At 59.7% G+C, this 23,855-nt stretch carries 24 protein-coding genes; 14 read left to right on the forward strand and 10 right to left on the reverse strand.

The annotated features are described in order from the left end of the window. Positions 1–82: 82 nt before the first annotated feature. Positions 83–1,243, forward strand: coding sequence for a ribonuclease D (rnd, locus tag G0Q00_RS01460; RefSeq protein ID WP_163035703.1), 1,161 nt, complete (start codon positions 83–85; stop codon positions 1,241–1,243). Positions 1,244–1,250: 7 nt separating this feature from the next. Here the strand turns inward: rnd and G0Q00_RS01465 are convergent, their stop codons facing one another. Then, positions 1,251–1,730: a hypothetical protein gene (locus tag G0Q00_RS01465; protein WP_163035705.1), complete on the reverse strand. Its 480-nt coding sequence runs from the start codon at positions 1,728–1,730 to the stop codon at positions 1,251–1,253. A 130-nt stretch (positions 1,731–1,860) separates the two neighbouring features. Here G0Q00_RS01465 and G0Q00_RS01470 point away from each other — a divergent pair, with 130 nt between their 5' ends. Next, positions 1,861–2,271 (forward strand): SufE family protein, encoded by a 411-nt coding sequence (locus tag G0Q00_RS01470; RefSeq protein WP_163035707.1) that lies wholly within the window; start codon positions 1,861–1,863, stop codon positions 2,269–2,271. Positions 2,272–2,331: 60 nt separating this feature from the next. Here G0Q00_RS01470 and G0Q00_RS01475 read toward each other — a convergent pair whose 3' ends face one another. The 3 genes from G0Q00_RS01475 to G0Q00_RS01485 form a co-directional block, all read right to left on the reverse strand. Further along, positions 2,332–2,976 carry a DUF1638 domain-containing protein gene (locus tag G0Q00_RS01475; RefSeq protein ID WP_163035709.1) on the reverse strand — a complete coding sequence of 215 codons (645 nt, stop codon included), beginning with the start codon at positions 2,974–2,976 and terminating at the stop codon, positions 2,332–2,334. After that, entirely contained in the window at positions 2,976–3,161 is a 186-nt protein-coding gene (locus tag G0Q00_RS01480; protein WP_163035711.1) for a hypothetical protein, read from the reverse strand. Before G0Q00_RS01480 ends, G0Q00_RS01475 begins: the two co-directional genes overlap by 1 nt. Before the next feature lie 86 nt (positions 3,162–3,247). After that, positions 3,248–3,952, reverse strand: coding sequence for a B12-binding domain-containing protein (locus G0Q00_RS01485; RefSeq protein WP_163035712.1), 705 nt, complete (start codon positions 3,950–3,952; stop codon positions 3,248–3,250). A 188-nt stretch (positions 3,953–4,140) separates the two neighbouring features. On the opposite strand from G0Q00_RS01485, the gene G0Q00_RS01490 reads away from it, so the two are divergent. Further along, positions 4,141–5,217: a PA0069 family radical SAM protein gene (locus G0Q00_RS01490; RefSeq protein WP_163035713.1), complete on the forward strand. Its 1,077-nt coding sequence runs from the start codon at positions 4,141–4,143 to the stop codon at positions 5,215–5,217. 79 nt (positions 5,218–5,296) lie between these two features. Here G0Q00_RS01490 and bmt read toward each other — a convergent pair whose 3' ends face one another. From bmt to G0Q00_RS01505, 3 genes are all read right to left on the reverse strand, one after another. After that, a complete protein-coding gene (gene bmt / locus G0Q00_RS01495) occupies positions 5,297–6,313 on the reverse strand; it encodes a betaine--homocysteine S-methyltransferase (RefSeq protein WP_163035714.1) in 1,017 nt (338 codons plus the stop codon). 163 nt (positions 6,314–6,476) lie between these two features. Further along, the gene (locus G0Q00_RS01500) at positions 6,477–8,441 is read right to left on the reverse strand and encodes a phosphatidylglycerol lysyltransferase domain-containing protein (RefSeq protein ID WP_163035715.1); all 1,965 of its coding nucleotides are present in this window, start codon (positions 8,439–8,441) and stop codon (positions 6,477–6,479) included. 190 nt (positions 8,442–8,631) lie between these two features. Continuing rightward, positions 8,632–8,943: a DUF1476 domain-containing protein gene (locus tag G0Q00_RS01505; protein ID WP_163035716.1), complete on the reverse strand. Its 312-nt coding sequence runs from the start codon at positions 8,941–8,943 to the stop codon at positions 8,632–8,634. Positions 8,944–9,214: 271 nt separating this feature from the next. Between G0Q00_RS01505 and purC the strand changes: the two genes are divergently transcribed. The 10 genes from purC to G0Q00_RS01555 all read left to right on the forward strand — a co-directional run bounded on the left by purC (position 9,215) and on the right by G0Q00_RS01555 (position 20,065). After that, positions 9,215–9,979, forward strand: coding sequence for a phosphoribosylaminoimidazolesuccinocarboxamide synthase (gene purC / locus G0Q00_RS01510; RefSeq protein ID WP_163035717.1), 765 nt, complete (start codon positions 9,215–9,217; stop codon positions 9,977–9,979). Positions 9,980–9,991: 12 nt separating this feature from the next. Continuing rightward, complete coding sequence (gene purS / locus G0Q00_RS01515) at positions 9,992–10,222, forward strand: phosphoribosylformylglycinamidine synthase subunit PurS (RefSeq protein WP_142853066.1); 231 nt, start codon at positions 9,992–9,994, stop codon at positions 10,220–10,222. After that, positions 10,222–10,890 carry a phosphoribosylformylglycinamidine synthase subunit PurQ gene (purQ, locus tag G0Q00_RS01520; RefSeq protein WP_163035719.1) on the forward strand — a complete coding sequence of 223 codons (669 nt, stop codon included), beginning with the start codon at positions 10,222–10,224 and terminating at the stop codon, positions 10,888–10,890. Before purS ends, purQ begins: the two co-directional genes overlap by 1 nt. 95 nt (positions 10,891–10,985) lie before the next feature. Continuing rightward, positions 10,986–12,704 carry an ATP-binding protein gene (locus G0Q00_RS01525; RefSeq protein WP_239058297.1) on the forward strand — a complete coding sequence of 573 codons (1,719 nt, stop codon included), beginning with the start codon at positions 10,986–10,988 and terminating at the stop codon, positions 12,702–12,704. Between the two features lie 34 nt (positions 12,705–12,738). Beyond that, positions 12,739–14,073: a sigma-54 dependent transcriptional regulator gene (locus G0Q00_RS01530; RefSeq protein WP_163035723.1), complete on the forward strand. Its 1,335-nt coding sequence runs from the start codon at positions 12,739–12,741 to the stop codon at positions 14,071–14,073. Between the two features lie 74 nt (positions 14,074–14,147). After that, positions 14,148–14,927 (forward strand): HpcH/HpaI aldolase/citrate lyase family protein, encoded by a 780-nt coding sequence (locus G0Q00_RS01535; protein WP_163035725.1) that lies wholly within the window; start codon positions 14,148–14,150, stop codon positions 14,925–14,927. A gap of 95 nt (positions 14,928–15,022) precedes the next feature. Beyond that, entirely contained in the window at positions 15,023–16,021 is a 999-nt protein-coding gene (locus G0Q00_RS01540) for a tellurium resistance protein (protein WP_163035727.1), read from the forward strand. Positions 16,022–16,233: 212 nt separating this feature from the next. Then, entirely contained in the window at positions 16,234–17,649 is a 1,416-nt protein-coding gene (cysS, locus tag G0Q00_RS01545) for a cysteine--tRNA ligase (RefSeq protein WP_163035729.1), read from the forward strand. Then, on the forward strand, positions 17,646–19,265 hold the full coding sequence (gene cimA, locus G0Q00_RS01550) for a citramalate synthase (RefSeq protein ID WP_163035731.1): 1,620 nt from the start codon (positions 17,646–17,648) through the stop codon (positions 19,263–19,265). Before cysS ends, cimA begins: the two co-directional genes overlap by 4 nt. Beyond that, on the forward strand, positions 19,262–20,065 hold the full coding sequence (locus tag G0Q00_RS01555; protein WP_163035733.1) for a squalene/phytoene synthase family protein: 804 nt from the start codon (positions 19,262–19,264) through the stop codon (positions 20,063–20,065). The genes cimA and G0Q00_RS01555 overlap by 4 nt, the downstream gene beginning before the upstream one ends. 13 nt (positions 20,066–20,078) lie before the next feature. Here the strand turns inward: G0Q00_RS01555 and G0Q00_RS01560 are convergent, their stop codons facing one another. Continuing rightward, positions 20,079–20,243, reverse strand: a complete 165-nt coding sequence (locus G0Q00_RS01560; protein WP_163035735.1) for a hypothetical protein — start codon at positions 20,241–20,243, stop codon at positions 20,079–20,081. Between the two features lie 101 nt (positions 20,244–20,344). Between G0Q00_RS01560 and G0Q00_RS01565 the strand changes: the two genes are divergently transcribed. Continuing rightward, positions 20,345–21,232: a LysR family transcriptional regulator gene (locus G0Q00_RS01565; RefSeq protein WP_163035737.1), complete on the forward strand. Its 888-nt coding sequence runs from the start codon at positions 20,345–20,347 to the stop codon at positions 21,230–21,232. A 7-nt stretch (positions 21,233–21,239) separates the two neighbouring features. Here the strand turns inward: G0Q00_RS01565 and eda are convergent, their stop codons facing one another. After that, positions 21,240–21,881: a bifunctional 4-hydroxy-2-oxoglutarate aldolase/2-dehydro-3-deoxy-phosphogluconate aldolase gene (eda, locus tag G0Q00_RS01570; protein WP_163035739.1), complete on the reverse strand. Its 642-nt coding sequence runs from the start codon at positions 21,879–21,881 to the stop codon at positions 21,240–21,242. A gap of 13 nt (positions 21,882–21,894) precedes the next feature. After that, the gene (gene edd, locus G0Q00_RS01575) at positions 21,895–23,697 is read right to left on the reverse strand and encodes a phosphogluconate dehydratase (protein WP_163035741.1); all 1,803 of its coding nucleotides are present in this window, start codon (positions 23,695–23,697) and stop codon (positions 21,895–21,897) included. Positions 23,698–23,855 lie beyond the last annotated feature (158 nt).

Here is a 23,855-nt window from a genome sequence, read left to right on the forward strand (position 1 = left end):
TGCAAGACTTCCCTTTCATGGCATTTCCCCTTAAACCCGGGCGAAACCCGTATCTGGTACGGTAAAAAGCAGGTAGAATTATATGATCACGATCACGACCACCGAGGCCCTGGAAGAATTTTGTATCCGCGCCACCTCGCACCCTTATGTGACCGTTGATACCGAGTTCCTGCGCGAGCGCACCTATTACTCCAAACTCTGCCTGATCCAGCTGGCCGTGCCGGGCAATGACGAACAGGACGCGGTGCTGGTGGACCCGTTGGTGGATGGCCTGTCACTGGAGCCGCTTTACGAACTGTTTCGCGATGAGCGTGTCGTCAAAGTGTTCCACGCCGCCCGTCAGGATTTGGAAATCTTCTTCGTCGAGGCCGGCGTGTTCCCGCGCCCGCTGTTCGACACACAGGTCGCTGCGATGGTCTGCGGCTTTGGCGATCAGGTCGGCTATGAAACCTTGGTGCGCAAGATCGAACGGGCGCAGTTGGACAAATCCAGCCGCTTCACCGATTGGTCGCGCCGCCCGCTGACCGATGCCCAAAAGAAATATGCGCTAGGGGATGTGACCCATCTGCGCGGCATCTACGAATACCTATCGAACGAGCTGGACAAATCGGGCCGCGCCCATTGGGTGCAGGAAGAGCTGACCAGTCTGACCTCCCCCGAGACCTATACGATCCACCCGGAAGACGCGTGGAAGCGTTTGAAAACGCGCACCAATTCGGGCCGTTTTCTGGGTGTGGCAAAGGAACTTGCGCGCTTCCGCGAGGCCTATGCACAATCACGCAATATTCCCCGCAATCGGGTGATGAAAGACGATGCGTTGTTGGAGCTGGCTTCCACCAAGCCGCGTAGCATTCAGGAACTTGGCCGCTCGCGCTTGCTTTTGCGCGAGGCGCGCAAAGGGGAGGTGGCCGAAGAAATCCTGCGCGCCATCGCCATGGGGCTGGAACTGCCGCAGGATCAGCTGCCCAAAGCCCCCGATCGCTCGAAAGAGAAATTGCAGGTGAACCCGGCCTTGGCCGACCTTCTGCGCGTCCTTCTGAAAGCGCGCTGCGAGCAGGAAAAAGTTGCGCAGAAACTGATCGCCTCGGCGGCTGATCTGGACGCACTGGCCGCGGGAAAACGCGATGTGGTTGCTCTGACTGGCTGGCGGGCCGAGGTTTTCGGAGACGATGCACTGCGCCTGTGCGAAGGCAAACTGGCGCTGGCCGCCAAGGGGCAACGCGTCGAAGTTTTTGAAGTCTAAGAAAGACTTAGCGGCGCGCCGAACGGCTGGTGTTCGCACCAACAACGCGGATCGTACGCACGCCCTGAAGCTTGATGTCCGACACGAAGTGACCCACATACACCTCGCGCTGTTTCGGGCGCCCGGTCTGGGTGCGATAATAGGGCTCGGTGATCCGGAACATATAGGTCAGAACGCCATTTTCCGCCCGTTCGAAATTCTCGGGCACCAGTTCGGCATCCCAATAGCCAAGGCGCGGAGGTAGGCCTTTTGCGCGAATGATGGCCCCACCTTGGGCGCGGAGAACCTCAAGCTCAATCACCTCGGTGACCAGACCGCGCGAGTCCTGATCCTCAAGAAAACCGCCTTCGGGGATCAGCGCAATTTCTTCGACGCCGTTAGAGCTGAACCAGCCAAAGGGATTGAGGCTTGCACTTCCACCGCAGGCCGTCAACGCCAGCAAAGATGCGGTCAGCAGGGCAGGGGCAGCAAATTGGCGGAAAATCATGTCGGCTCCTTTATCTATGCCCAAAGGGTTAGCTCATGTAAGCGCCTTTGAAAAGACAGCAATCCGCACCAAGGCTGGACCTTTGGCCGCGCAACGCTTAGGTCATGCCAAAACGAGGAAAGGATCCCCCATGGCCAGCCCTGCATTTGAAGAGATTGTCGAGGATTTTGCCTTCCTGGATGACTGGGAAGATCGCTATGCCACTGTGATCGACATGGGAAAATCTCTGCCTGATATGGATCCAGCCCTGAAAGTGCCAGCCACCAAGGTTGAAGGCTGCGCCAGCCAGGTTTGGCTGCACCCAGAAATCACCGATGGCAAGTTCAGCTTTGCAGGCGACAGTGACGCGATGATTGTGAAGGGCTTGATCGCGGTACTGTCTGCGCTTTACACCGATCTGCCATTGTCCGAGGTTTCCAAGGTTGACGCCCCTGCTGAACTGGCCCGCCTCGGTCTGAACGAACACCTGTCCTCGCAACGTTCAAATGGGCTGCGCGCGATGGTCGAGCGAATCCGCCAATACGCGTCAGAAGCGGCCTGATCCCCTTTTTCTTGTTTGAAGTATCCCGGGGGAGCGCCGTAGGCGCGGGGGCAGAGCCCCTCAGGCTCGCGACGTGAGCCCACCCAGCGCAGTTGCGAGATCACCATAGCCAGTAAATCGGCGTTCATAGGCCAACCCAAGCCGTTCGGCGGCGGCTTCGGCCATCTTGTCTAGTTCGGGATTGTCGGTTTGCGCCAGATACATCACCTTGGTGTAATGCCCAAAATACATGTCGCGCAGCTGCGGGTGGCGATCTAATCCAAGCGGTTTGACGATGAAACTCTCAAACCCACGCGCCAGAAAATCTGTCAGATAGAATACGTCGATCTCGCCTTCAGCGCGCGCGCTGAATGCATCATTGCCTTCAAAGAACGAATAGCAATGGGGACCGCGGATCATTTTGATCCCCAACTCTTCACACAGCGCGTCAAGTTGACCGCCGGTGCCGCAATCCGCATAAGCCAAAAAGACGTGGTCATAACCGTCGCGATGCTTGCCCACGGCAGCACGTACTGCGTCGGGAATCTTCTCGGGTGAATTGTGCAGGATTGCGGGCAGGCAGGTCAGGCTCATGTGATCCCAGCCGTTTAAGCGGATGAGCGCCAAGATTTCGTTTGCCAAGGCGCCACAGGCCAAGATCAGAACCGATCCCGAGCCTTGGGTCACATCAAGCCCATCATGGGTAAGCGCGTCGTCATTCAGCATCAGTCGTCCCGTCCTGCACTCAAGGCGCGCCACGCAATGGACGCCAGCATCACAAGCGGCAGCAATGCCATGGCAAGCTGCCCGTTTAACTGCCCCGCAGTAGCTGCCCATCCGGCAACAAGAACCGTTAGCCCGCCAGCGGCAATCACCATCGTGATCAGAAAGATGAAACGTGTTTTGCTCATAGGATCAATCTGGGGGCGGGTGGGGAAAAAGAAAAGGCCCCGCCAGATGGCGAGGCCCAAATTCTCGGACTAAACCCGCATCGGGATCAGTGCGCGGCCAGCTGGTTGTGCTTGCTGGCCATGTATTCCTTGGCGGTTTCAACGGCCACAGCCGCATCACGGCAATAGCTGTCAGCACCAATCGCCTTGCCGAACTCTTCGTTCAGGGGCGCGCCGCCAACCAGAACGGTATAGTCGTCGCGGATGCCTTTTTCGACCAGCGTGTCGATCACCACTTTCATGTAGGGCATGGTAGTGGTCAGCAGGGCCGACATGCCAAGGATATCGGGCTCTTCTTTTTCTAGAGCTTCCAGATAGGCCTCGACCGCGTTGTTGATGCCGATGTCTACGACCTCGAACCCGGCGCCTTCCATCATCATCGACACAAGGTTCTTGCCGATGTCGTGGATGTCGCCCTTTACGGTGCCGATCACCATCTTACCCATGCGCGGTGCGCCGGTTTCGGCCAGCAGGGGCTTCAGGATGGCCATGCCGGTTTTCATGGCGTTTGCGGCCAGAAGAACTTCGGGCACGAACAGGATGCCGTCACGGAAGTCGACGCCCACGATGGTCATGCCGCCAACCAGTGCATCGGTCAGGACATTGTAGGGCTGCCAGCCACGTTCCAACAGGATATTGACGCCTTCTTCGATCTCTTCAGCGAGACCGTCATACAGGTCGTCATGCATCTGCTGCACCAACTCTTCATCATTGAGTTCGCTCAGGATGATATCTTCTTCTTGATCAGACATGTGCGTCTTTCCCTGGCTAAAGGTCTATTTCATATCCCCTAATGCGACATCTTGGCGCTTTAGGTCTGGACAATTTGCGACATGGAGTGCCCTTTCACCGACCTGAAGGCAAATGAATATTCCGCGCCATGATTGTGAATATCATTTGATTGTTCTGCAAATGTTCCTATTTTGGTCCTATGGAAAAGATGGGTTCCGACAGAATTGATGCAGATTGCCGTCGCGGACGTGGGGCGGGCTCGAACAGCACTGGTCGATTCGAGGAATTTCAGCGTGAACGTGTCGATGATGGCTGGACAGAAGAGCCTCTGCCGCCGTTCCGAACCGAGGTTTCGATTGAACGGCCAAGGTCGGTTATTACCCGAAACAGTTCGCCCGATCTGGCGTTTGACCGCTCGTTGAACCCGTATCGGGGCTGCGAACACGGCTGCATCTATTGCTATGCGCGGCCGACCCATGCGTGGCTGGGGTATTCCGCAGGGCTGGATTTTGAAACCCGGCTGATTGCGCGTCCGGATGCGGCTACACAATTGGAACGCGAACTGCGGCGGAAGGCCTATCAGGTGGCCCCGTTGGCGCTCGGAACAAATACCGACCCGTATCAGCCGATTGAAGGGCAATACCGGATCATGCGGCAGGTGCTTGAGGTGCTGGAGGCGTTTCAGCACCCGGTTCTGATCATCACCAAGGGCACGCTGATTGAACGGGATCTGGATATCCTGTCGCGGATGGCGGCCAAGGGGCTGGCGCAGGTGGGGATCTCGGTCACAAGTCTACAAGCCGATCTGTCCCGCAAGATGGAACCCCGCGTGCCCAGCCCGGTGCGGCGGTTGAGGATGATCCAGAACCTATCGGATGCCGGAGTGCCGGTGCGGATCATGGCCTCTCCCATCGTGCCGGGCCTGACGGATCACGAGCTAGAACCGATCTTGCAGGCCGGGCGGGATGCGGGCGCGGTCGCGGCCAGCTATATCCTGCTGCGTCTACCCGGAGAGGTCGCCCCGCTGTTTCAGGACTGGCTGGATGAGAATTACCCAGACCGCGCCGCACGTGTCATGAACCGGGTGCGCGAAATGCGAGATGGGAAGGACTATAAATCCGAGTTTGGCGAGCGATTTGTCGGGCGTGGTGTGGTGGCCGAGCTTTTGAAGCAGAGGTTTCAGAAAGCTTGTCAGCGGCTGGGGCTAGTCAAGGATTTGCCGGATATGCGTTGTGATTTGTTCGCGCCGCCCTTGCGGAAGGGTGATCAGCTAAGCCTGTTTTAGGTCCGTGAACGGACCGGCGCCTGCGGCGGGCAGGGGGGCGCGCTGCGCGCGCGCCCGGTCAGTTTGGGAATGATGTCAATCAGCTTCGACGGCGGCGGGTGCGGCGCGCGGGTTGATCGGCGTCGTCACCTGTGCCGTCTGATGCAGAGGAAAACCCACCAATTGCGTCCGAGATCTGATCTAGCGTGGGGCGCGTACCGCTTGCCGGACGGGTCTCGAGCGCTTCGCGCATCGCTTTCAGGTGCTCGGGCGTCGTGCCGCAGCAACCGCCGATGATCTTGGCGCCACAATCGCGGGCGAGAACGGCGTAGTCGGCCATCAGTTCAGGCGTGCCGTCATAGTGGATATGACCGTCCACATATTGCGGAATTCCTGCGTTTCCCTTGGCGATGATCGGGCGTTCGGATCCTTGGGCGGCAAAGCCCAGCACGGTGCGCAGAAGGTCTGCAGCGCCCACGCCACAGTTGGCGCCGAAGGCGATCGGCGGATTCGGCAGAGTTTCCACCATCTTCGCCAGATCGGCCGAGGTCATACCCATCATGGTGCGACCTGCGGTGTCAAAGCTCATCGTGCCACACCACGGCATGTCCGCCAGTTCGGCGGCGCGTGCGGCGGCCTTGTATTCTTCTGGGGCCGAGATGGTCTCGACCCACAGCACGTCCGCGCCGCCTTCTTTCAGGCCCTCGGCTTGCTCGTGGAACATCTCGACCGCGCCGTCGAAGGTCAACGATCCCATGGGCTCCATAATTTCGCCGGTCGGGCCGATCGAGCCCGCCACGATGACGGTCCGCCCCGAGGCGTCGGCCACTTCACGGCCCAGTTCAGCGCCGACGCGGTTCAGTTCGCGCACGCGACCCTGTGCGTCGTGCAGCTTCAGGCGTGAGGCGTTGCCGCCGAAGGTGTTGGTCAGGAAAATATCTGACCCGGCCTCGACCGGGCCACGATAAAGCGCGCGGATGTTGTCCGGCTTGTCCACGTTCCACAGTTCCGGCGCATCGCCCGAGGTCAGGCCCATATTGAACAGGGTCGTCCCGGTGGCACCATCCGCCATCAGCCAATCGCGTTCGTTCATCAATTTTGTCAGGGCATCTGTCATGGGTGTCTCCGTTCACCGCTGGTCTCTGCGCTACCTGCCACGTAACGCCGCCCGGCGCAAATGCAATACGCTCATGTTGCATTTGAATGGCATTCAAACGCGCAGTTTGATGTGCGGCGCGATCTGAAGTCGAATTTGGGATCAATCGGCCCAGAAAATGCGGCTAGTGCTGCCGTTTCATGGATCCGAACTCAAATTTACGGCAGATCTCGCGCGAGACATCAAGCGCCCCGAACGCCAGCGCTAGACGCGAGGGTGCTGCCGCATAGAGCATCTCCCAACTGGGCGCGAAGGCGGTCTTGAACTGGCGCAGCCCGGCGGCCCCGCTGATCTTATCCAGTTTCAGCCGTGCATGGTGGAACGCCCATGGTTCGCCCGATTGTTCTTCTAACGGAACGGCTGCCAGAGACAAGCGCGTGCAGCCGTCAGTAGCTGCCCGCGCGATGGCGTAGTTCAAGAGCGCGTGCATCGTGCCGTCTGGGGCATCGGGGCGCATACGCATCAGGTCCAACACTTGTTCAGCAGCGTTTTCGTGAAGGGTCAGGAAGCCAATAAGATCTTCGTTTTGCCACGCCAGATAGACACGGGCATGGGGCAGGTGGTCGGGATGCCATTTGCCCATCGAGAAGCCACGCTCGCCTCCGCGGGCCTTGCGCCAGTCGTCAGCAATCCGTTGCATCTTTCCAAGCGGCAGGTCCGCGCCGGCTTCGCGCAGGGTTAGCCCCGCAGCATCAGCTTGCCGGAGTTTGCGACGCAATTGGCGCTTGTTTGACCCGTCCAGTGTAAATGTGGTCGGGTTGATCCAGCCTTCGCGTGCGATGGGCAAGACCTGCCACCCAGCTTGGCGCGCAGCTGCGGCCCAGCGGCCGCCAGCTTTGTATAGAAATGGTGTTAGAAAGCTGTTTTTTGCGAGCGAGCGTATCTCCGAGATCAACGCCCCGCGGTCGGTGGCTATTGAAAGTGGATCCGACAACACCAGAAGACTTTGGCCCGAGGACGCTGCCATTGCGACCGGAGCCCCTTGCGCTGATGTCATTAAGGAAAGTCGGCCTTGGCGCAGCAATCCTGCTTCAGCGCGCGGTGCCTCGGCGATGACCTGTGCTACATGCACGGGCAGGCTGGGCGCGGATTTCAGGGATACAAGTGCCGGGCCGCTGGTGTCCGCCTTGGAGCGGGACTTGGCTAAGGGGCCCCGGATCGTGACCACCGCAGCAATCAAAGCTGGAAGAGCATAATACACGGCGCGGAAGGCCAGAATGGCGGCCAGAAGGGGTTCGGCGTCAAGCGCAGGTAGTAGAGCCAGAAGCGTCACCTCGAACGCGCCCATGCCACCGGGGGCGCTGCTGATCAGGCCTGCGCCCAAGGCCAGAAGATAGGCTGCGATCAAAGGCAGAAGTGCGACTTCGCATCCGTCCGGCAGGACCATCCAGAGGGCCGCCCCGGCGGCGGCCGTATCAATCAGCGCCAGCGCCAGAAACGCGCCCATGGCGCGTATGGGCGGGATGTGCAGCGCGGACATGATCGAGGGGCGCTGGACCGATAAAACCGCGAACAGCGCAGCCCCGGCCAGAACGATCCATGCGATCCAGCCCGCCCACGGCAGGGTCATTGGGACGGTCAACGCAATCAGCGACGCCACAACGGCCCAAGCAGACAGGAATGACGCAGCCACGATCGCCGAGATCCGCATGGCTTGCATCAAAGAGAGGTCTGGCAGCATGCGCCAGCGCACAAAGGCCGACGAGATCACGCCCAGCCCCACGGTTTGCGACAGGGCGATGGCGGTGATCCCCGCACGCTCGGCCGCTTTGGACGAGACATCGGTGCCGATTAGGCGATGGACGACACCATCATATTTTCCAAGCGCCCAAAACGAGATGACCGAAAACATTGCAGCGCCAAGCCATTGCAGCGGCGAGACAGTTTTCAGCGAGGTATAGATATAAGGTAGATCCAATCCACCCGCGCGTTGCCAAAACAGGATCACCAGACCAATGGTCAGGCCAATCGGCAACAACTGACGCAGCGCCGCGCGGCGCAGGTCGAGCCCGTTTTCGGCACTGCGCGAAAGTGCCGCTGACAGCCCACGATTGGCTGTTCTACCTGATGTGTCCTTGGCGTATTTCATAGATCAAGGCCCCCATCTTATCTCAAGTGCCTCTGTGCAGCATCAGGGTTCGCGACGAAGGAAGTCTTAATGTCTCCAACTTTAGGAACTTTTCGTGCCCCACCGCCTGTGAGCAGCGCGATCGGTTCCTCTTGAGAAAAAGGCGCGTCTTGCGGACGCGCCTTCCAGCATTTTCACCTGATGACGAGGATTAGACCTCGTTCATGATCTCGTTTTTGGCTTGAGCCAGCAGTTCGGCGCGCTTGGCGCGAACTTCGTCAGCAGTGACGCTGTTCAGGTCGCCGGTGACTTTGCGCACCACATCTTCGTGGCCAGCTTCTTCGAAATCCGATACGATAACTTCGCGCGCATAGGCTTCGGCGTCGTCACCGGTTTTGCCCAGCTTTTCAGCCGCCCACAGGCCAAGTTTCTTATTCGCGCGGGCTTCGGCCTTGAACTTCATTTCCTCGTCATGCGCAAACTTGTTTTCAAACGCGTTTTCGCGATCGTCAAATGTGGTCATTGTGTTCCCTTATCACCTGGAGGGGTCTTGGTCTTACCGTGCACAAGCGGCAGGCGCCTGCGTCCGCATTCCTGTCTGATATGCCAATCACAGGCGCGCATCGCAACCCCGCTAGCGCTCTCACGGGGCTGATTTCCTGTATTTGTTGTTTCATGAGGCGATATTCTTGCCCCACATGGGCCTTTCCCGTATAGGGCGGGCAACGACGGAGTCGCGACCGGGCAGGGGGCCCGTGACGTGCATGCCCGTCCAACCTGACGCGAGGGACCCTATGGCACGGCGCAAGAAGCTTTATGAAGGCAAGGCAAAGGTTCTGTATGAAGGCCCCGAGCCCGGAACCATCGTTCAGTATTTCAAGGATGACGCCACCGCGTTCAACGCCGAGAAGAAGGACGTAATCGACGGCAAAGGCGTGTTGAACAACCGCCTGTCCGAGTTCTTCATGAACGGTTTGACCCAGATTGGCGTGCCGAACCACTTCATCAAACGCCTGAACATGCGAGAGCAACTGGTCCGCGCGGCCGAGATCGTGCCTCTGGAAGTGATCGTGCGCAACTATGCCGCAGGGTCGATGGCGAAACGTCTGGGGCTTGAGGAAGGCACCCGCTTGCCGCGTCCCATCGTTGAATTCTCGTATAAAGATGATGCGCTTGGCGATCCGCTGGTGCCTGAAGAATACATCATCGCCTTCGGCTGGGCCTCGCAGCAGGATATGGACGATATCGTTGCCATGGCGCTGCGTGTAAACGATTTCATGTCCGGCACGATGTTCGGCGTCGGCATCAAGCTGATCGATTTCAAGATCGAGTTTGGCCGCGTGTACGAAGGCGATTTCCCGCGTCTGATCGTGGCCGACGAAATCAGCCCTGACAGCTGCCGTCTGTGGGATATCGAAACTGGCCAGAAGCTGGACAAGGATGTGTTCCGTCAGGACCTTGGCAGCCTGAACGATGCTTATACCGAGGTCGCGCGCCGTCTGGGGGTTCTGCCCTCGAACGTGACCCATGCCACCACCAAACCGACCCTGATCAACTAAGGAAGTGTACCGATGAAAGTACGTGTTGATGTGATGCTGAAAACCGGCGTTCTGGACCCTCAGGGCGAGGCCGTGCGCCACGCGCTTGGCAATCTGGGCTTTGAAGGCGTCGAAAAAGTCCGTCAGGGCAAAGTGATCGAGCTGGACGTGGCTGAAGGCACCTCGGAAGCGCAGATCAAGGATATGTGCGAGAAGCTTCTGGCCAACACCGTGATCGAAAACTATGCCATTCAGGTGCTGTGATGAAGGCCGGTGTCATTGTCTTTCCCGGCTCGAACTGTGACCGCGATCTTGCGGTAGCGTTCGAGCGCGCCGGTGCGCAGGTCCAAATGATCTGGCACAAGGAAACCGAGCTGCCGACCGATCTGGATATCGTGGGTGTACCTGGTGGATTTTCGTTCGGGGATTACCTGCGCTGCGGGGCCATTGCAGCCCAGTCGCCGATCACCCGTTCGCTGATCAAGCACACCGAGCGCGGCGGTTATGCCATCGGCATCTGCAACGGCTTTCAGGTGCTGACCGAAACCGGCATTCTGCCCGGTGCGCTGATGCGCAACGCGAACCTGAAGTTCATCTGCAAACCCGTTGGTTTGAAAGTGGAAACCACCGAATGTGACTTCCTGTCGGGCTACGAGCAAGGGCAAGAGATTACCGTGCCGGTGGCGCACCATGACGGCAACTATAACGTCACGGATGAAAAGCTGGCACAGCTGCGTGACGAGGGTCGGATTGCCTTCACCTATAGTGACAACCCCAACGGCTCGACCGGGGATATTGCGGGCGTGATTTCCAAGAACCGTCGCGTTCTTGGCATGATGCCGCACCCGGAGCGCTGTGTGGATGCGCTTCACGGTGGCACTGACGGGGTGGCAATGTTCCGCTCGTTGGTCGACAGCGTCGTCGCTGCCTGATTGTGATGGGGCGTGATGCGCCCTATCTTTCCCCTATGGGGGATGAGACCACACACACCTTGCCTGACCCGCGGCCACCGCGCCCTGGGGTCAGCATGCGCGGGCGGCTGGTGCTGATCGCCCTGATTTCTTTGGCCGTGGCGGTCGTCTATTTCTCGAACCAACTGCTGACCGAGCGCTATACCGAAACGACTCGCAACCGGGCCGAACTGCGTGTCGCGCTGTATTCCGGCAACCTGATCAGCGAGTTACAGCGAAATTCCGTCGTCCCGCTGTTGCTGTCCCGCGATCCCGCGCTGATCTCGGCACTCAATACCTCGGACTATTCGCAAAGTACGGCCCGCCTGATCTCGTATCTGGACGAGATCGAGGCCGCATCGCTTCTGCTTTTGGACCGGGACGGGCGCGCCGTTGCGGCGAGCAACCGCGAAACACTGGGGTCCCAACATCGCACTGATCCCTATTTCGTCAGCGCATTGCGTAGCAACGATACCGTTTTCACGACCGTTCAGACCGAGGCCGGGCAATACGCCTTTACCTATTCGCGCAAGATTGAACAGGCAGGCAATCTGCTGGGCGTGATTGTCGTCGGCGTGGACCTGCGCAAGTTCGAAACCAGCTGGGCCGGGATCTCGGACGCGGTATTGGTGACGGACAGCGAAGGCAACGTAATCCTGGCAACAGAATCGCGATGGCGCGGCAAGCCTGAAGGCGAAGCGTTGGCGACCGTATCGGCGCCCGAGGCGATACGCCGCTCGGCCCGTCAGGCGATTGATTGGTCAGGCCTGCCTGCCGAAGTGCTCTATCTGGGCGAGGCGGTGATGCGCCATGAAACCCGCGTGCCGTTTCAGGGCTGGCGCATGACCTCGTTCACCTCATATGCGTCGGTGCGTGAGAAGGTGAATACGGTTTTGTCGTTGGAAATCATGACATTCGCGATCCTTCTTTCACTGCTTTTCTACGTAATCAGCCGACGCGCTCAATGGCGCAGCGCCGAGTTCGCGCAGGAATCAGCCGAACTGCGCCAGCTGAACCTTGCCCTTCAGCGCGAGATTGCCGAACGCAAACGGGCCGAAGAAAACCTGCAAGTGGCAGAACAAACTCTTGCCCAGAGCTCGAAGCTGGCCGCGTTGGGCGAGATGTCGGCAGCTGTCAGCCACGAGCTGAACCAGCCCTTGGCAGCGATGAAAACCTATCTCGCGGGCGCGCGTCTGCTGCTGCAACGCAAACGACCTGACGAGGCGTTGTCGAGCTTCCAGCGGATCGACGATCTGATTGGCCGCATGGGCGCCATCACCCGCCAGCTGAAATCCTATGCCCGCAAAGGCGGCGATTCCTTTGAACCGATGGACGTGCGCGACTGCGTGTCCTCGGCCCTGTCGATGATGGAACCGCAGCTGAAACGCCGCGAAGTTCGCATCACGCGCAATATTCCGCGCGATCCGGTGATGGTTATGGGCGATCGGTTGCGTCTGGAACAAGTCCTGATCAATTTGCTGCGCAACGCACTGGACGCGACCAAGTCGGTCGAGATGCCTCAGGTGGACATCATTGTCAGCCTTGGCGACTACGCCTTGATCACAGTGCGGGACAACGGAAACGGCGTGGACGATTTGGACAGTCTTTTTGAACCCTTCTACACCACGAAGGCCCCGGGCGACGGGGTTGGGCTGGGTCTGGCGATTTCGTCGGGCATCGTATCTGACCTTGGCGGGCGCTTGATTGCGCGCAATGGTCAGGACGGGGGGGCTGTATTTGAGGTCGAACTTCCTATCTTAAAAGCGGAAGACGCCGATATTGAAGCCGCTGAATAGCGGCCAAGACAAGAAGCGCACTTAGGAGGGCGCCATGGCACAGGCAATTAAAGTCGCGATCGTCGATGACGAACAGGATATGCGGCAGTCCATTTCTCAGTGGCTGTCCCTGTCGGGGTTTGAAACCGACACATTCCCCTCGGCCGAAGAGGCCTTGAAAAGCATCGGACAGGATTATCCGGGCATCGTTGTGTCCGATATCCGTATGCCGGGTTTGGATGGTATGGGCTTTCTGAAGAAGCTGATGAGCCAGGACAGCAGCCTTCCTGTCATCATGATCACCGGCCACGGCGATGTGCCGATGGCGGTCGAGGCGATGCGTGTGGGCGCCTATGATTTCCTCGAAAAACCTTTCAATCCGGATCAGCTGACCAAGCTGGTGAAAAGCGCGACCCATAAGCGCCGCATGGCGATGGACGCCCGCGCGTTGCGCCGCGAGCTGGGCGATGGCACTACTATCATGAAAAAGCTGATCGGTGCGTCTCCGGTCATGTCGCGCCTGCGCGAAGACATTTTGGATATCGGTCAGTCCGACGGCCACGTGTTGATTGAGGGCGAGACCGGCACCGGAAAAACCCTTGTGGCCCACGCGCTGCATGCGGTGGGGGCGAAGGCGGGGAAGCGGTTTGTCGTGACGTCCTGTGCCGGTGTGGACGAGGACGAACTGACCCGTCGTTTCTTTGGTCCGATCGACGAAGGCGGCGTTCTGCCTTTGGTCGAAGAGGCGCGTGGCGGTACTCTGGTGCTGGAAGATATTGAAGGCATGCCGATGGGGCTTCAGGCGCGGTTGCTTGCGTGGATTAACGATCAAGGCAGTCCTGCGGAAACACGTGTTGTGGCGATCTGCAACCTGCAAGAGCAGGGCAAAACCTGCGAGGATTGCCTGCGTCCCGACCTGTTTTATCGCCTGGCCGCCATGAAGATCACGCTGCCGCCTCTGCGTCAGCGGGGTGAAGACATCTTGATGTTGTTCACGGTCTTCGCGGACCAGTTCGCCGATGAATATGGCTGTGCTGCACCGGGCGTCAGTGCGCAAGAGGCCGCCCAGCTTCTGCAAGCGCCGTGGCCGGGCAACATCCGTCAGCTTGAAAACATCGCAGAACGTGCCGTGCTGCAATCACGTCGCGGCTCTGGCACGATTTCCTCGCTTCTGATGTCGGACCATGAAGAGGTTCAGCCGGTCATGACGACCGAGGGTAAGCCCTTGAAAGAATACGTGGAAGCGTTTGAGCGGATGCTGATCGACAACACGATGCGCCGCCATAAGGGGTCTATCGTGGGTGTGATGGAGGAACTCTGCCTGCCGCGTCGGACCTTGAACGAAAAGATGGCGAAATACGGTCTGCAGCGCTCGGATTACCTGAACTGACAACCAGAGGGGCTTGTCGGACGGGCAGGGATGTTCTAGCCTTATTGTTGCGATGTTAAGCAATGGAGGGCGCAATGCCAGCATCACCCAATACGCTGAAGAAGAACTTGGCCGTAGGTGACATGCAGATCGGCCTGTGGCTGAATCTTGGCGATGTCTCGGCGACTGAAATTGCGGCGGCGGCAGGGTATGACTGGTGTCTGATCGACGGAGAACATGCACCTTATGATCCTGTGACGATCCAGAACCAGCTGCGTGCGATGACGGGCTATGACAGCCATCCCATCGTGCGCGTTCCGATCGGCGAGGATTGGGTGATCAAGCAAGTCCTTGATCTTGGGGCGCAAAGCGTACTGGTGCCGATGGTCGACACCGCTGACCACGCCCGCCAGATGGTCGCGGCCACCCGCTATGCCCCGGAAGGACGGCGCGGTATGGGCGCGGCGGTTGCACGCGCCTCGGGCTGGGGGCGCGTTGCGGATTATGGCGCCAACATCAATGACGAGATCTGCCTGATCGTACAGGCCGAGACCCGCGTGGCGATGGAAAATCTTGACGAAATTGCCGCTGTCGATGGCGTCGACTGCGTCTTCATCGGCCCCGCTGACCTGTCCGCCGATATGGGCCATCGCGGAAATCCCGGCCATCCTGACGTAAAGGCGGCCATTGCCGAGGGCATCGCCAAGATCCGTGCCGCGGGGAAGGCGGCGGGCATTCTGCATTACGACAGCACCAACTTTGCCTATTACCGTGATCTTGGTGTGACCTTCCTTGGGGTTGGGTCCGAAGCCTCGCTTCTGAGGGCGGCGGTGCATCAGACGCTCTCGGATGCGCGAAAGTCCGTCACCGGCTGACACAGACGTGATAGGATGCGACAATAGCGCGCTTTGGCTGGGCTTTCGCAATCGATTAGCGCGCGTTACATCAGGGCAAGCCGAAAGGATCCCGCATGAGCAAGAAGCCCTATTTCCCGCCTCCACCCCCCATTCCCGAGAAAACGCGCCTGTTTCAGCGCACTCCACCCGCAATTTTTCCGCCGATCATGGGGGCGTTCGGGCTGGGTCTGGCATGGCGTCGTGCGGCTGACGGGTTCAGTGTGTCGGGAGCTTTCGGAGACATGATCCTTGGCGCGGTGACGCTACTTTACCTATTTTGTCTCGTGGCTTACATCGGGAAGTTGATGCAGAGATCCGCCACATTCACAGAGGATTTGAAGATCTTACCGGGGCGCGCGGGCATCATCGCGATGGTTCTGTCGGGCTATCTGCTGGCGGCAACTGTCGTGCCGTTTTCGACCACATTGGCAACCGTGATCTTTGGTCTGGCGCTGGCGGCCCATGTCGTCGTGGTTCTGCGCGTGGCGCATAGCCTCATCACAGGCCCGGTCGAGGCGCGATCCGTCACACCGGTCTGGCATCTGATTTTCGTGGGCTTCATTCTGAGCCCGTTGGCGGCACTACCGCTCGAGCTCCACACCTATTCCACCGCGGTCTTCTGGATCAGCCTCGCCATTGCGCTGGCCATCTGGGGCGCAAGCCTTGCGCAGTTTATCCGCGCAGATGTGCCGCCGCCTTTGCGCCCTCTGCTGGCCATGCACCTAGCGCCTGCAAGCGTGTTGGGAACGATCGCATTCCTAATCGGAGAGGTCCAAGTCGCTTATGGTCTGAGCGTTCTGGCCGTAGCACTGCTCAGTCTTTTGGTCCTGCGGGCCCGCTGGCTAACCGTCGCAGGCTTCAGCCCGCTGTGGGGGGCGTTCACCTTCCCGCTAGCCGCGTTCTCGACCGTGATGCAGATCGCCGCCGCGCACACGGGATCAGACGTTCTGCGCATCATCGCGGGGCTGAGCCTTGTGGCCGCGAGCCTGATTATCCCACCCATCGCCTATAAGGTCCTGATGATGTGGTCCAAAGGGGTGCTGGCTGTGAAAACCAATGCGGCACAGGCCTGATCATGGCTAAGCGGGGGAACAACCCGCTTGGCAGCCATCCGGAAGAGTGCTAGCGTCGCGCCCATGAAACGGAAAAGCATCATCATTATCTGCTGCATTACCCACTGACATCGTCAGGCGGGCCGTTCTTCTATTCCATACATGTCAAGAAGTTGCTAAGCCCGCACGGGAAATTCTGTGGGAACATTTGCGCGCGGACGCACGAGGACATCATGACGGACATCAAGCTTTACAACACGATGGCGCGGGCGAAGCAGGACTTCACCCCGATCGACGATAAGAATGTCCGCATGTATGTCTGTGGGCCGACCGTCTATGACCGCGCCCATCTGGGCAACGCGCGCCCCGTGGTGGTGTTTGATGTGCTGTATCGCCTGCTGCGTCACGTCTATGGGCCGGATCACGTGACCTATGTGCGCAACTTCACCGACGTAGATGACAAGATCAACGCCACCGCGCTGGCCCGCAAAGAAGCAGGGGCCCCCGGCACGTTGGAAGAGCTTGTCCACGAACGCTCGAACGAGACGATTGACTGGTATTTGAACGACATGCGCGCGCTGGGGGCGATGGATCCCAACGAAATGCCGCGTGCGACCGAGTTCATCCAGCCGATGATCGACATGATCGAGGATTTGATTGCCAAGGGCCATGCCTACCCGGACGGGGCAGGGCATGTGCTGTTCTCGGTCAAAAGCTATGGCGACTACGGCCAGCTATCAGGCCGCTCGGTCGATGACATGATCGCCGGCGCGCGGGTCGAGGTCGCGGACAACAAGCGCGACCCGATGGATTTCGTGCTGTGGAAGCCCTCGACCGATGATCTGCCCGGTTGGGACAGCCCGTGGGGCCGCGGTCGCCCCGGCTGGCATATCGAATGCTCGGCCATGAGCCACGACCTGCTGGGCGCATCGTTCGACATCCACGGCGGCGGCAATGACCTGCAATTCCCGCACCATGAAAACGAGATTGCCCAGTCGAAATGCAGCCATCCCGATGCGGGGTTTGCGAATTACTGGCTGCACAACGAGATGTTGCAGGTCGAGGGCAAGAAAATGTCCAAGTCGCTGGGCAACTTCTTCACGGTACATGACCTGTTGGAGCAGGGCGTTCCGGGTGAGGTGATCCGCTTTGTGTTCTTGGGGACACACTATCGCAAGCCGATGGATTGGACCGAGAAGAAGCGGGCCGAGGCCGAGGCAACATTGCGCAAGTGGCGTGGTCTGGTCGCTGGTCTTGAAGGCAATGAGAAACCCCATGATCTGATTGTTCAGGCACTTGCAGACGATCTGAACACCTCGTTGGCAATATCAGCTCTGCATACCCTCGCTAAGAAGGTCGAAGAAACTGGAGTAGGCGGAAGCGTTCTTAAGTCTTCTGCGAAACTGCTTGGGTTGTTGATAGATGATCTTGGCGATTGGGCCGTAGCCCCGTCTATCGATCTGTCTGGCTTGGCGCAAAAGCTCCACGAAACCCGTGTTGAAGCCATGCAAACCAAGGATTTCGCTGCAGTGGACGCGCTGAAGGCCGCGCTGACCGAGGCAGGTGTTCAGATCCGTATGTCCAAAGAAGGCGTCGAGTTGGAACCCGGTACCGGCTTTGACGCATCGAAACTGGAGGGGCTGCTATGACCGAGCGCCTATATCTCTACGACACTACGCTACGCGACGGCCAACAGACTCAGGGAGTGCAGTTCTCGCTGACCGAAAAGCAGCAGATCGCGACCGCTCTGGACGCACTCGGTGTGGATTACATTGAGGGCGGCTGGCCCGGTGCGAACCCCACCGACAGTGATTTCTTCGATGCGGCCCCCAAGACCCGCGCCACCTTCACCGCCTTTGGCATGACCAAGCGGGCAGGGTACTCGGCGGAAAATGACGACGTGTTGGCGGGCGTGATGAACGCGGGCACCTCGGCGGTCTGCTTGGTGGGCAAAAGTCACGACTTCCACGTCACCACCGCGCTTGGTATCACGCTGGACGAGAATGTGGAAAACATCAGCGCGACAATGGCTTACATGGTCAAAGAAGGGCGCGAGGCGCTCTATGATGCCGAGCATTTCTTTGATGGCTACAAGGCCAATCCTACTTACGCGCTCAGCTGCGTGAAAGCCGCCTATGACGCCGGTGCGCGCTGGGTTGTGCTGTGCGACACCAATGGCGGAACGCTGCCCCATGAAGTGTACGAGATCACCAAGGCTGTGATCGCCGCGGGCATCCCCGGCGACCATCTGGGCATCCACACTCATGACGACACCGGCAATGCGGTAGCGTGTTCGCTGGCCGCAATCGACGCAGGCGCACGTCAGGTGCAAGGCACGCTGAACGGGCTGGGCGAGCGCTGCGGCAATGCCAACCTGACCACGCTGATCCCGACTTTGCTGACCAAGGAACCTTACGCCAGCCAGTTCGAAACGGGTGTGAGCCAAGAGGCGCTGGCCGGTCTGACCCGCCTGTCGCGCCAGCTTGATGACATCCTGAACCGCGTTCCGAACAAGTCGTCGCCCTTCGTCGGCGCCTCGGCCTTTGCGCATAAGGCGGGACTACATGCGTCTGCGATCCTGAAAGATCCGACGACTTACGAACATATCCCGCCCGAAACTGTCGGGAACACTCGCATCGTGCCCATGTCCAATCAGGCCGGGCAATCGAACCTGCGGGCCCGTTTGGCCGATGCCGGGATCGACGTTGAACAAGGTGATCCGCGTCTGGGTGAAATCCTGAACCAGGTGAAAGAGCGTGAGGATCAGGGGTACGCTTATGACGGCGCGCAAGCCAGTTTCGAGCTGGTCGCGCGTGACGTGTTGGGCCAGCTCCCGCAGTTCTTCGAAGTGAAGCGCTACAAGGTCACCGTCGAGCGCCGCAAGAACAAGCGCAACCAGATGATCAGCCTGTCCGAGGCCATCGTCGTGGTGAAAATTGGCGACGACAAGAAGCTGTCCGTGTCCGAAAGCATGGACGCCTCTGGCACCGATCGCGGCCCGGTGAACGCGCTGGCTAAGGCGCTGGCGAAGGACTTGGGGCCGTATCAGGCGATCATCGAAGACATGCAACTGGTCGACTTCAAGGTGCGCATCACCCAAGGCGGGACCGAGGCTCAGACCCGCGTCATCATCGACAGCGAAGACGGGGCCGGGCATCGCTGGTCCACCGTGGGCGTCAGCCCGAACATCGTTGACGCCTCGTTCGAGGCGCTGTTGGACGCAATCATCTGGAAACTTCTGCGTGACGGGGCGAAACCCGCATGACATCGCCCCCTGAAGACTACGACCCAATTGCCGCCTGCGCCGAGCAGGTTCTGAAGGGCGATCCGGATCGTTTTCTGGCGGCGATGAGCGGCACGGTGGACGAGCGCAAACGGCTCTTTCCGCTTTATGCGTTCAATCTGGAAGTCGCGCGCGCGCCGTACATGTCGCAAGAACCAATGGTCGCTTTGATCCGGCTTCAGTTCTGGCGCGATGTGGTCACCGGCGCTGTCGACGGCACCGAGGCACCGCGTCATGACGTGGCCACACCGTTATCTCAATTGGTGATCTGGGGCGATATGCGGGCTGATCCGTTGCTGCGTATCATTGAGGCGCGCGAGGGTGATGTGCAGAGAAACCAGCCCCAAGGTGCGGATCAGATCCGCGCCTATCTGCGGGCAACATCCGGCGCTTTGATGCTAGCGGGTGGTCAGCTATGCGGCATGACCGAGTTTGCAGGCGATTACGAAATCGACACCGCTTTGGAAGATTTGGGCGAGGCCGCGGGGCTTGCCAATTGGTTGCTGGCTCAACCGGCTTTGGCAAAGGCCGGACGCGGTCATGTTGTGCCAGACGCCGCGATCATCCAAGAGCTCTGCGCTGGCGGTCTTAAGCACCTTAGCGCCGCGCGGGCGGCTTTGGGACGTCAGGGGAACCCCGCTTTGCGCAGCGCATGGCGGGCTCAAGGGATCCTGAAGCAAGCTGCAAAGCACCCCGCGCTTGTGGCAGATGGTGCACTTGGCGGCGCCGAGGTTTCCCGGCGCGGCCGTATGTTGTGGTTGGGGCTGACTGGCGGCTGGTAATCACGCCCAGTTTTCACCCCATGTACCATCTTTGATTCCAGCGGCGCAGCTCTTGCTTTGCGCGGATCTGGTCGTCGTTCAAGGCTTTCCTCTCATCCCGAAAGACAGGTTTCTGGCCATCGGTCTGACGCTCCATGCGTGTGGCAGTCCGAAACGAATTTGAAAGTATCGAGATCATCTTTCTTCTCCTCATTGCGTGTGTCCTGCTAAGTAAATAGGGTTGAAATACCATTTTTGGCAAAGCAGTATGATTTTCATCATGTAAGTTGAGGTAACAATATGGATTGGAGGTCTCTGCCATCGCTCGCTACGTTGCGCGCATTCGAGGCTGCGGCACGGCATCAAAACCTCAGTCAGGCAGCGCGTGAGTTGAACGTGACCCATGCAGCGATCAGCCAACATGTGCGCAAGCTGGAAGAAGAGCTGGGTGAGCCTCTGTTGCTGCGTCAGGGGCGCGGTATGGCCGTGACCGATGCAGGGCGACTACTGGCAGAAAGCCTTGGAAACGGCTTTGCCACCATCGCCGACGGGGTAGGGCAGATCCGGCGGCGGGGGCAGGACCGGGCAGTGCAGATTTCAGTTACGCCCGCTTTCGCCTCACATTGGCTGATGCCGCGGATAGGATCTTTCTGGTCCGAACATCCTGAGATCAGGATCAGCATCAACCCCAGCGCCGATTTGGTCGATCTGCGCAACGATGGAGTGGATTTGGCCGTACGTTATGGTGACGGCAACTGGCCGGGCCTCGATGCCGAGCTGTTGACCGATGGCGAGTTTGTCGTTGTCTCTCATCCTGATCTGGTGCGCGGGCGGCAGGTAAACAGCCTGTCCGATCTGGTGGACCTGCCTTGGGTGATGGAAGATCACATGATGGAGCGCCGCCGGATCGTTGAGGAAGAGGGCATTGATCTGGACACGGTCAAGCTGACCACAATGCAGACCAGCGATCTGGTCTCGTCCGCCGTGGCGGCAGGGTTGGGCGTGTCCGTGCAGCCCAGATCCTTGATCGAGGCACAGATCGAGGCCGGAACCGTCGTATCCCTACACCGCATCGCGCAGGCCGAGCTTGGTTATTACATCGTTACCAGGCCCGGGGCAGTAACCCCGAATACTGCGATTTTCCGAAAGTGGCTCCGGCGCAAAGGGGCCGAGGCGCTGACGACGTAACACGGAGTTATGCCGGAAGCGCAGCAGCTTCGGCGGCCAAGGCCTCGATCCCTGCCCAATCGCCAGCGTTGACCAAATCGCTTGGTGCAACCCATGATCCGCCCACGCAGAGCGTATTGGGAAGCGATAGATAGTCCTTCGCGTTCGTCAGGCTGATCCCACCGGTTGGGCAGAAGCGGATTTGGGGCAGGGGCGAAGACAGCGACTTTAGGAACGGTGCGCCGCCTGCGGCCTCTGCTGGAAAGAATTTCTGGACCGAGTACCCACGTTCGAGCAACCTCATGCTTTCCGAGGCCGAGGTCGCACCGGGCAGAAGCGGCAGATCATTGGCTTCGCAGGCGTCCAGCAACCGGTCTGTCGCGCCAGGGGATACGCCGAATGTCGCGCCCGCTTTTTTGGCGGCTTCGACGTCGTCCGAGGTCAGCAGCGTGCCCGCACCAACCACGCCGCCCTCGATTTGGGCCATCTCGCGGATGACATCCAATGCCGCCGGGGTGCGCAGGGTGACTTCCAGCGCTGGAAGGCCTCCGTTGACCAAGGCCTGTGCCAGCGGCGCCGCGTGGGCCACCTCTTTCACCACAAGCACCGGCACGACGGGGGCCAGACGGCAGATCTCTTCAGCGAGGTGGCTTGCCATTTCAGGTGTCATGTCTTTGTCATCCTTAGAAAATCGAGGTTGCGCCTTCGGTCGCCGGGCGGGCTGCACGGCGGAAGGTTTCAAAGAGTTCGCGGCCACAGCCATCGGCGTTTCCGCTGAGGTCCACCTGTACTGCAGCGCGGTCGGTGGCGCCTTCGGTCAGCACCTCAAGCGTTCCATTGGTGGCGTCCAACCGTATGATGTCGCCATCCCGGATGCGCGCGATGGGGCCGCCGTCAGCGGCCTCGGGGGCGATGTGAATGGCTGCAGGAACTTTGCCCGATGCGCCAGACATTCGCCCGTCGGTGACCAAGGCCACTTGCTGCCCGCGGGATTGTAGGACGGACAGCACCGGCGTCAGCCCGTGCAGTTCTGGCATGCCGTTGGCGCGTGGGCCTTGGAAGCGGACCACAAAGATGATGTCGCCGGTCAGCTCGCCTGCCTTGAAGGCGGCTTTGACGCTTTCCTGATCGTGGAAGACGCGGGCAGGGGCCTCGATCACGTGGCGTTCGGGGTCCACGGCGGAAATCTTGATTACGCCCTGACCCAGATTACCCGACAGCTGCGACAGCCCCCCGGTTTTCTGGAACGGATCGCTGGCAGGGCGCAGGATCTTGTCGTTCAGGCTTTCACGCGGCGCGGGCTCCCAGAGTACGCGGTCCCCGTCCAGCTTTGCCTCTTGCGCGTAGGCGGTCAGGTCGCCTGCGTTGGTGGTGGCGTCTGGGTGCAACAGGCCTTCCTCAAGCAGGTTGCCGATCATATAGCCCAGACCGCCCGCCGCGTGGAAATGGTTCACATCCGCCAGCCCGTTGGGATAAACCCGCGCCATTAGCGGCACCAGCGCCGAGATGTCGGCGAAATCTTCCAGCGTCAGGATGATGCCAGCAGCGCGCGCCATGGCGGGCAGGTGCAGCACAAGGTTCGTCGAGCCGCCTGTCGCCATCAGGCCGACCAGCCCGTTTACAAAGGCCTTTTCGTCCAGCACATGGCCGACTGGTGTGAATTGGTCCGTGCCATGGGCGATTTCCAGTACACGGCGCGTGCCCTCTGCGGTCAGCGCATCGCGCAGGGGGGTGCCGGGGGTGACAAAGGAGGCGCCGGGAAGGTGCAGCCCCATGAACTCCATCAGCATCTGGTTGGTGTTCGCGGTGCCATAGAAGGTGCAGGTGCCCGGCCCGTGATAGGCAGCCATTTCAGACGCCATCAGCTCTTCGCGCGTCGCGTCGCCGGTGGCGAAGCGTTTGCGCGTCTCGGCCTTTTCGTCATTCGTAATGCCCGAGGTCATGGGGCCAGCCGGCAGGAACAGAGTGGGGATATGGCCAAAGCTGGCGGTTGCGATGATCAGTCCCGGCACGATCTTGTCACAGACACCGAGATAAAGGGCGGCGTCGAAGGTGTTGTGGCTCATAGCGACGGCGGCGGCCATGGCGATTACGTCGCGGGAAAAGAGGCTCATCTCCATTCCCGTTTCGCCCTGCGTGACCCCGTCGCACATGGCGGGGACGCCGCCCGCAACCTGAGCCGTCGCGCCCTGTTCGCGGGCGACTTGCTTGATCAGGTCCGGGTAGGTGGCGAAGGGCGCATGGGCCGACAGCATGTCGTTATAGGCCGTGACAATCCCGATATTCGGCGCGCGCTCCGTGGCCAGTTTGGCCTGATCCACGCCCGCGCCTGCATAAGCGTGCGCTTGACCCGAACAGCTAAGATGCGCGCGGCGCGGGCCGTCCTCGATCGCATTTGCGATCTTTTTCAGGTAGGCGTCGCGGCTATCGCGCGAACGTTCTGCGATGCGATCGGTGATGGCTGTAAGTGTCGGATGGATGGCCATGTTGTGCTTTTCCAAGTGCTTACGGTTGCGCGTTGCGGTTAGGATACCGCGTTCCTGTCCCAGTTAACAGAAAATGATAGCGCTAACAATAGATGGAATTGCCTTAAGGGCAGATTGTTGGCGCGCCGCTGTGCCGCGTTTTGCCTTTCCGTTGTCCC

Source organism: Aliiroseovarius sp. PrR006 (genome assembly GCF_010500215.1).
Lineage (GTDB): Bacteria > Pseudomonadota > Alphaproteobacteria > Rhodobacterales > Rhodobacteraceae > Aliiroseovarius.